The following is an 8,119-nucleotide window of genomic DNA, read 5'->3' on the forward strand; positions in this document are numbered from 1 at the left end:
ATGGGGATCGGAGGCGTGGTAACCACACGCGATGTTGGCACAATCGACGTAAGGCATGACGTCGTCATCCATGCCCAGCGACCAGTTGCCGAAGCTCTCGCCCATGTCGCAGTTGAGTAATGGCAAAGTTGCTTGAAGCATTGTGTCACCTAACTCATTCAATGGTGGAAAGCGCTGCCTAGCGTATGAACACGCTCAGGTTGGCTCGAGCCGTTGATAATGAGTGTAGGCGCTGATGACCGTTGCCCGCTGTGCTTCATGGGCGAGTATGAAGGCCTCGTCATATACTGTCTCATCGGGATATTCGGTGATGAGCATCAGTGGCGTCAACTGGGCGTCATCCTGCATCAACAGGTAGGGAATGTTGTGCATGATGGGGAAATCAAGCTCACCTGCATGCGCCTCGAAGGTCACGATCTGGCGTTGGTTGAACGCGACCAGTTCAGGGATGTTCGCCAAATCCTGAATGACCGCCTCAAGTAGCCGCTGTGCCTGTTGCTGCCAACCTTCACGGTAGCGGACGATCAGGAAGAAGCCCTTGGGGATCGTCCACATCTCGAAGCCGCGCGGAACGTAGCCGGTCAATGGGCGAGTCCACTCATGGGCGGGGTAGCCATGCAGGTTCACATGTAGCCCGGCATCGCTGCACTCGATGGCCCGCTCGCGAATGGTGTGCTCGAAACCGCTGGCGAGCGGTTGCGCCTGCAGGTCGTTACCGAACGCGGTGTAACGGGCGGCGTGGTGCATATGCCTAGGTTGTTCTACGGCCAGGCGCTGGCGAAGATGGTAGCCGTCCGGATTCTCCAACGGGGAGATGACGAAGTGGGCATGCGCGAGCTCGTCCAGTTCAGCGGCTGCCCGCAGAGCCCCCACGATGCCGGAGGTTTCGTTGGCATGCTGAGCGGCACTGATCAGGACGGCCCTGTCGCTTCCGGGACGATACCGCGCCACTACCGGGCGCCCGCTACGAGTGAGAGAGCGCAGGGTTCGCTGACCCAGCGCTTCGAGCAGAGCACTGATCTGGGATTCGCTCAACGGTCGGTCGGCCCTGTCCAGGGACACGTCGGGAGATGCCGGAACCGACGAGACATGCAGGCATTGCAGTGTAACGATGGCGCTGGGTGAAGCATCTGGACGCGTCAGTATCTCCGGCACGATCTGCCCGGGCTGCCCCGAGCGATCGCCCAGCGACAGCCCGGCGCGATGTTGAAAATACTCAAGCAACGAGAAGTAGAGATCCTCGTGCAGCCCCTCCGCCAGACTGATGTGCTCCTCAGCGTACGGCAATGACGCATCTCGACCAGGCAGAACGACCCTAAGATTCAGTTCCTCGAAGAAAGGCTGTTCGCCCGGCCATTCGCTCCCCGTGACCGCCTCCATGACTGATTCAAACAGCTGTTCGTAGTCGGTGCGCAGCGGTTCGTCGTAATGCTCACCGGCGGCCGAGCACCATCTTACCCAACCGCAAGGCGACAACTGGAGAGTATCGACATAATCGCAATGCCAGCGGTTGGGTGCTGCAACGCTGTGCTTCTCCACGACGCCATCGGCACCGGTCAGGTGCACTTCGTAGAAGTAACGAGTCGTGGCCGCTTCAACCGCTACCGGCTCCCAGGTCAAAGTGACTTCGTCGCCCAGCAAGCCGGCCAAGGGATAGGCTTCAATAAGAAAGCGGCGCGGCGATACTGTCGGCGACGGATAACGTATCGTCGCTGCTGTCGGTCGCTGATCACCGACCTCCTCGAGAAAAAAGTGCACCAGCGGCTTGTAAGCGCTACGGAAGCGTGCCCGGACGCCTCGGCGGGCCAGTTCTTGTTCGGCGCCACGACGAGCCGCCAGGTCGTCGAACACCCATGCCTCGAGCGAGCCACCGCAGGCCTTGGGGTCGCTATACTCGGCCACCAGGGCATCGACGCTGCGCTGGAAGGTTTGCTCTAGCAGGGTCTGCCTCACAACGATGTCCTCCCGGTAGGATCGAGGGTATCACGCAGCCAGTCGCCCAGCAGGTTGAGACCCAGCACAGTTAGCAGTATTGCAAGACCGGGGAATACGCTGACCCACCACGCCGTCTGCAGATAGGTACGGCCTTCGGCCAGCATGCCGCCCCAGCTCGGAACAGAGGGATCGACGCCCAGGCCAAGAAACGTCAGGCTGCTTTCCAGCAGAATGTTGTTGGCCACGTTGAGTGTCATCAGCACGATAACAGGACCGATAAGATTGGGTAGCAAGTGCTGGAATAGAATGCGCACATCGCGCACCCCAATGGCTTGAGCCGACAGGATGAACTCGCGGTCCTTGAGCGACAGCACGGATCCCCGCACCAGCCGCGCATACTGCACCCATTGGGATATGATCAATAAAATGATCATATTGGTCAGACCACCACCTATCACCGCAATGAAGGTAATCGCCAGCAGGATGAAGGGTAGCGCCAGTTGCACGTCGGCGAAGCGCATGACCAGCATATCGATGATGCCGCCGTAGTAGCCTGAAACGAGCCCCATGACGATGCCTATCATGACCGCCCCCAAGGCAGAATAAACCCCTACCTTGAGAGATATCTCGCCGCCTATGACCACCCGGGCCAGCAAGTCACGCCCCAGCGGATCAGTACCTAACGGATACGCCGATTCGGCCATGGGTGGCAATAGGCGCATGGCGAGATTGATATCGCTGCCACCACCGGGAAACAGCCAGCCGGACAGCAGGATGGCGGCAGCGATTCCTCCCACCAGCAGGATACCCAGGATGAACTCGAAGTTCTTGAAACGCCGCAGGGACGGGAAATTGAGAGACAGCATCACGCTTAGTCCTTACGCACACGCGGGTCGACCAACCCGTAGGCGATGTCCACCAGAAGGTTGATAGTGATGATCAGTAACGAAAGCACGGTGATCACGCCTTGCAACACCGGGTAGTCGCGCGCTGCCACGGCCTCGAAAGCAAGCGTGCCAAGTCCCGGCCAGTTGAAGACCCGCTCCACGACCACGATGCCTCCCAATAGGCCGCCGAACTGCAAGCCAAAGTAGGTGATCAACGGAATCGAACAATTGCGCAGTGCATGCTTGTAGAGCACCACCGTATTGGATAGTCCCTTGGCCCTGGCCACCATGACGTATTGGGAACGCAGAGTGTCAAGCATGGTAGTTCTCACCAGCCGGACGTTGGTGGCCGTCAGGATGATGCCCATGGTAGCCGCCGGCATGACGAAGCTGGACCAGCCCTCCATACCGCTGGGCGGCAGCAGGTTGAAGGTGATGGAAAAAAGCAGCACTAACATGATGGCTAGCCAGAAGTTTGGAAAGGAGAGCCCTATCAGCGACAACACGCGGATCAGTTGGTCAGGCCAGCGCCCCCTCGATACCGCGGCCTTGATGCCCAAGGGAATGGAGACCGCGATGGAAACGAATAGTGAAGCGAATGCCAGGGCGAGGGTCGCCGGCAGGGCGCGTCCGACCAGGTCGCTGACTTGGGTGCCGCCCATGAAACTGCGCCCCAGGTCGCCCACTAGCAAACCGCGAAGAAAATCGAGGTATTGAGCGATGAACGGCTGGTTGAGTCCTAGCGCTTCGCGGATGCGCTCTAGATCGGCCTCGGTGATGCTCCCCGCGCCTTGAGCCAGCATGACGGCGGGGTCACCTGTGAGGCGAATGGCGAACGAGACGATCAAAGTGACCGCCAGGACAACGAAAACGGCCTGGAGTAAGCGGTAGAACAGGAACTTTGCCACGGCTGGCTCCCTTGGTGATAGCCGGCGGCCGCCCCCCCGGGGAGGCGACCGATAACGGGGCCTTACTCCGAGACGCTGACGTCGGTCAGACGCAGACGATTGTCGGGAGCAGGCTCGAAGCCCTGGACCCGATCGCTGACGCCATAGAGAGCGTTGAGGCTGTACAGCGGCATTTCCAGCGCCCTCTCCTGTGTATAGCGAGCGATCTCCTGCAGCATGGCTTCGCGCTCGGCGCGATCGGTGATACCGCGCTGCGCGTTGAGCATGCGATCGAGTTCTTCGTCACTGTCGTAAGGGTTCCAGCGCTCACCGGTGTGGTACATCAAATAGGCGGTGTTGTCGTAATCGAAGGTCCAGCCGCCCCACTTCTGCTGGAACATCTCCCCGGTACGCCCCGCCGGGATGATATCGTTGAGCAGCACATTGGTTTCGTAGGGCTGGATCGATGCGTTGATGCCTACCCCTTGGAGATAAGCTGCCACGACCTGGGCAACCTCACCGAAGGTGGCATCGTTGCCGCGCACATCGATCTGGACGTTGGCCCCTGGCTCGACACCGGCTTCGTCGAGCAATTGACGCGCACGCTCAGGATCGTGAGGGTACGGCTCTAGCTCGGGATCGTGACCGAATGATTGGGCACTCTGAAAGCTGGCGATCACCTTCCCTTCACCAGCCAGAATGGAGTCGATGATTGCCTGGCGATCCACCGCCATGATCATGGCCTGGCGCACTTTCTCATCGGCCGTGATGCCGGACTGAGTATTGAAACGAATTGCCTCCACCGTGGGCGAAGGCACGCTCACGACCCGGATACCGTCGTGATTGTTGATGGTATCGATCATGCCGATGGGGATCGTCGGCGGAATGACGATATCGACACGTCCCGACTGCAGCTCGGCAACGGCCGTGGAAGGTTCGGAGATGAAGCGATAGGTGACGCTGTCAAGCTTGGGAGCGCCGCCCCAATGTTCGGCGAATGCTTCCAGACGTACATCTTCGCGCGGGCGATAGTCGACTATCTTGAAGGGGCCGGTACCTACCGGATTGCTGTTGAAGTGCTCGTCACCATGTTCCTGGATGTAGCCCGGCGGCACGATCATGGCACCATACCCAGCCAGCTTGGTCAGCAGTACCGGGTCGGGCTCGCTCAGATGGAAATCGACAGTATGGTCGTCGATGACCTCGACGCTCTCGATCGCCGTATAGTTGGAGCGCTGGGGTCCCTTCGCCCCCTCTTCACCAAGCAGGCGCTCGAAAGTGAATTTGACCGCTTCGGCATCAAAAGGCTCGCCGTTGTGGAAGGTCACGCCTTCTCGCAGCTCGAAGCGAAGGCGCGTGCCGTCATCCAGCTCTTCCCAACGAGTGGCCAAACCGGGCACCAGCTCCAGGTCCGGCCCACGATAAGTAAGCCCATCAAATACATTGGTGGCAAGCGAAGCCCAGTTCACCAAAAAAGTATCGATAGGATCCCAACTGCCGGGATCCTGGGGGGTTGCGACCGTCAAAGACCCGGCCTGAGACACGGCGGAAACCGACAGGGCCGATGCCGCTGCCAGTGCTTTGGCCAACGCTCTCTTGTTCTTCATGTTCCTGTCTCCTGAATGTTATTGTTCACAGCGATTGGACTGTGGTTGTGACTCGCCTCGCGAGAAACGAAATGGCCAGGGTGGACTTCGATCAAAGGATGGATACTCGGCTCGTCCCCCACCTTCCTAATGGGACTCGGGATTTCACCCTCCAGTAGCACATGCTTATGGCGCTGTGCAGGGTCGGCCACCGGCACGGCTGCCAGCAGCTTACGGGTATACGCATGCTGGGGGGCGTCGAACACGCGCTGCCTAGGTCCCAGCTCGACGACTTGACCCAGGTGCAACACTGCCACTCGGTGGCTCATCTTCTCTACGACGGCCATGTCGTGACTGATGAACAGATAGGCCAGCCCTTCTTCTCGCTGCAGCGTCATCATTAGGTGGATGATCTGAGCCTGGATTGATACGTCCAGCGCCGACAGCGCCTCATCGGCAATGATCAGCTTGGGGCGCGACGCCAGCGCCCTGGCGATGCAGATACGCTGGCGCTGGCCGCCGGAAAACTCATGTGGGTAACGCTCAGCATGCTCCGGCTTCAGGCCTACTCGCTCGAGCAGTTCGCTGACGCGGCGCTGGACATTGCGCCTGCCGCTGAGCAGGCCATGGGTATGGATGGGCTCTGCAATCGAGAAGCCAACGCTCTTGCGCGGATCGAGAGAGGCGAAAGGATCCTGAAAAATGTACTGCACTTCCTGGCGCAAACGCATCTTCTCGATGCGACTCATCTGCGCTACCGGCTTACCGGAGAAGAGGATGTCGCCGCTGGTACTTTCCTGAAGCAATTGGATGCTACGGCCAATAGTCGACTTGCCCGACCCGGACTCGCCTACCAGCGCGAGCGTCTCACCGGGGTAAATGTCCAGGCTGACGTGCTCGACGGCGTGAACACGATGACTGACGCCACCGAAGAACCCCTTGCGGATGTCGAAGCGAGTAACCAGGTTGTTGATCCGCACAATCGGCGATGCGTCCTGCTGGACAGTATTCTGTTCCCTGGACTCGCCGACCCTGCGAGCTTCGCTGCCATCGAAGACAATCAAGGGTTCGATCCGAGGCAGGCGATGGCCTTGCATACTGCCAAGCTTAGGTACTGCTGAGAGCAGTGCCTTAGTATAGGGCTCCCTGGGGTTGGCGAAGATCTCTTTTACCGGGGCCTCTTCGATCTTTTCCCCCTCCCTCATGACCACTACGTGATCGGCGACTTCAGCCACAACACCCATGTCGTGGGTAATGAAGATCACCGCCATCCCCAGTTCCTTCTGCAGATCGCGAATAATGGCCAGGATCTGTGCCTGAATCGTCACATCCAGTGCCGTGGTCGGTTCGTCTGCCACCAAGATTCTTGGCTTGCAAGCCAGGGCCATGGCAATCATCACGCGCTGACGCATCCCGCCGGAGAGCTGATGTGGATAACGCTTGAGTAAGGATTCGGCATCGGCCAAGCGCACCAGTTTCAATAGCCGTATGGCCTCCTGTCGCGCAGAAGACCGGTCATGCTGCTCATGCAGTGCCAGCACCTCAGCAATCTGGTCGCCAATGGTGTAGACCGGATTCAGCGAGGTCATCGGCTCCTGAAAGATCATCGAGATCTCTTTACCGCGGATGCGCCGCATCTCGCGATCGGTGAGCTGGGTCAGGTCTAGGCAGGTGATGCCATCCGGACGCTGGAATCGGATGCAGCCTTTGGTGATCGAGGCATGCTGATACTCCACTAAGCGCATGATCGCCAGTGAAGTAACTGACTTGCCGGAGCCGGACTCACCGACGATAGCGAGCGTCTCCCCCGCCTGGACGCTGAAGGAGAGGTTCTTGACGACTTCGTTGCGGCCGAAGGCGACGTGAAGGGACTCGACGTCCAATAGAGGGGAATGGCTCACAGAGACTTTACCTATATTTTTTATGTAATTTACGAAGAAACTATATTCACACTATGATCATGTCAACCTTGCGCAACCGTCACCACGCTTGGCAATGTTCTTGCTTCGACTCGAAAAAAGCTGTTGGCGGTACCCAACGCCCTGCTTGCCATGGCGCCCTTGGAACACGCATGCTCCGGCCACATCAAAACAATAGGGCAGCTTGTTAATGACAGACTCGAAGATAACGCAACCACACGCTCACGGCCCGATCGTCTCCTCAGAGCATCTCTCACATAGCGCTCAGGAGCTGTCGGAGCTCGAATTCGGCATGATCATTTCAGGTCACGCTTTTCATCGCTGGATGGTGCGCTGCATGACAGCCACCGGATATTCCGAGCTAAATTCCCTGGATATACTGGTTTTGCATAGCGTTAATCACCGCAAGAGGGCCAAGCGCCAGTCGGACATCTGCCTGGTACTCAACGTCGAAGACACGCATACGGTCACTTACGCGCTAAAGAAATTGGCTAAGCTGCATTTGGTCAATGGAGAAAAACAAGGCAAGGAGACCTTCTTCCGCACCACGAGCGAGGGACAAGAAGCCTGTAGTCGCTATGCTGAGATACGAGAGGCATGTCTCGTCGACTCCCTGTCGTCAATGGGTATCGAACGCTTGGAAATGAGCAGGCTAGCAGGCATGCTTCGCGCGATGTCGGGTCTCTATGACCAGGCGGCACGAGCGGCTGCTTCGCTGTGATGCGCTACGATTGCACCTGGGTGTAGCGACAGGTCGCTATTTTTAAATTTGGAGGCATTTCAAATGCTTGTGAAAGATCCCTTCCATCTGGCCGTACAGGTTCGTGACATCGACGAGGCGCGCCGCTTCTACGGCGATTTCCTGGGCTGCCCCGAGGGCCGCTCGTCGGACAGCTGGGTCGATT

The 8,119-nt window shown here is 58.6% G+C and carries 7 protein-coding genes; 1 reads left to right on the forward strand and 6 read right to left on the reverse strand.

Annotated features, from left to right (window positions below; translation table 11 throughout):
* The 6 genes from QPM17_RS23055 to QPM17_RS23080 form a co-directional block, all read right to left on the reverse strand.
* On the reverse strand, positions 1-141 hold a 141-nt coding region (locus QPM17_RS23055; protein WP_285394098.1), incomplete at its 3' end, for a LamB/YcsF family protein.
* A gap of 54 nt (positions 142-195) precedes the next feature.
* The gene (locus tag QPM17_RS23060; RefSeq protein ID WP_285394093.1) at positions 196-1,953 is read right to left on the reverse strand and encodes a M14 family metallopeptidase; all 1,758 of its coding nucleotides are present in this window, start codon (positions 1,951-1,953) and stop codon (positions 196-198) included.
* Positions 1,950-2,801: an ABC transporter permease gene (locus tag QPM17_RS23065; protein WP_285394099.1), complete on the reverse strand. Its 852-nt coding sequence runs from the start codon at positions 2,799-2,801 to the stop codon at positions 1,950-1,952. Before QPM17_RS23065 ends, QPM17_RS23060 begins: the two co-directional genes overlap by 4 nt.
* A gap of 5 nt (positions 2,802-2,806) precedes the next feature.
* Positions 2,807-3,730 (reverse strand): ABC transporter permease, encoded by a 924-nt coding sequence (locus tag QPM17_RS23070; RefSeq protein ID WP_285394094.1) that lies wholly within the window; start codon positions 3,728-3,730, stop codon positions 2,807-2,809.
* Between the two features lie 62 nt (positions 3,731-3,792).
* Positions 3,793-5,316, reverse strand: coding sequence for an ABC transporter substrate-binding protein (locus QPM17_RS23075; protein WP_285394095.1), 1,524 nt, complete (start codon positions 5,314-5,316; stop codon positions 3,793-3,795).
* On the reverse strand, positions 5,313-7,196 hold the full coding sequence (locus QPM17_RS23080; RefSeq protein WP_285394096.1) for an ABC transporter ATP-binding protein: 1,884 nt from the start codon (positions 7,194-7,196) through the stop codon (positions 5,313-5,315). Before QPM17_RS23080 ends, QPM17_RS23075 begins: the two co-directional genes overlap by 4 nt.
* A gap of 208 nt (positions 7,197-7,404) precedes the next feature.
* On the opposite strand from QPM17_RS23080, the gene QPM17_RS23085 reads away from it, so the two are divergent.
* Complete coding sequence (locus QPM17_RS23085) at positions 7,405-7,935, forward strand: winged helix DNA-binding protein (protein WP_285394097.1); 531 nt, start codon at positions 7,405-7,407, stop codon at positions 7,933-7,935.
* Positions 7,936-8,119 lie beyond the last annotated feature (184 nt).

Source organism: Marinobacter azerbaijanicus (assembly GCF_030250645.1).
GTDB classification, from domain to species: domain Bacteria; phylum Pseudomonadota; class Gammaproteobacteria; order Pseudomonadales; family Oleiphilaceae; genus Marinobacter; species Marinobacter azerbaijanicus.